Genomic DNA, 690 nt, shown 5'->3' with positions numbered 1-690 from the left:
CCCCCGCCCTCCTCCACGCCCCGTCGCACCCGCTCGGCATCGGAAGGCTCGGCGAGCCAGACGGCAGCCAGCCCGACCCCGGACGCAGCGGACGGCCCTCCGCCCACGTCCACGCCCCGTCGCACCCGCTCGGCATCGGAAGGCTCGGCGAGCCAGACCGCGCCCACCGAGGCACCGGACAGCCCCACAGCCAGGCCCCCGCGCCGCACCCGCTCGGCTGCAGACGGCTCGGCGAGCCAGACGGCAGTCGGCCCGACCTCCGACGCACCCGACACCCCCACGCCTCCGAGCCGCGCCCGCACCGCGTCGGGAGGCTCGGCGAGCCGGCGCGCCACACCCGCCTCCTCGACCCAGCCGCGCCGCACCGCAGGCAGCCCGGACGCACCCTGGCACCACGCCCGCCCGGCCTTCGACACCCCGACGGCCGAGCCGAAGCCGAAGCCCGAGCAGGAGGCCGAGCCGAAGCCTGAGACGGAGGCGGAGGCAGGGCCGGCGCCGAAGCCCGAGCCCTCGCCGACGCCCCCGGCCGCGCCGCAGCCTGAGCAGGAAGCGGCGCCGCAGCCGACGCCCGAGCCCGCGCCGGAGGCAGGTGCGGAGTCCGAAGCCGCGTCCACGCCGCCCAGCGCCCCCGACGACAACGGGACCCCCGCCGACCCTGACGGGACCACCGCCGAGCCCGCCTCCGAAGGC

The 690-nt window shown here is 79.4% G+C and carries 1 pseudogene; it reads right to left on the bottom strand.

From position 1 onward, the window contains the following. Positions 1–614: pseudogene (locus P1P70_RS45440) on the bottom strand (hypothetical protein); the annotation flags it as partial. Positions 615–690: the final 76 nt, after the last annotated feature.

Origin of the sequence: Streptomyces sp. MB09-02B, assembly GCF_033794485.1 — a bacterium.
In the GTDB taxonomy this organism is placed as follows: Bacteria; Actinomycetota; Actinomycetes; order Streptomycetales; family Streptomycetaceae; genus Streptomyces.
The sequence above is the reverse complement of the archived record's forward strand: the minus strand, read 5'-3'. Positions and strand labels throughout refer to the sequence as shown.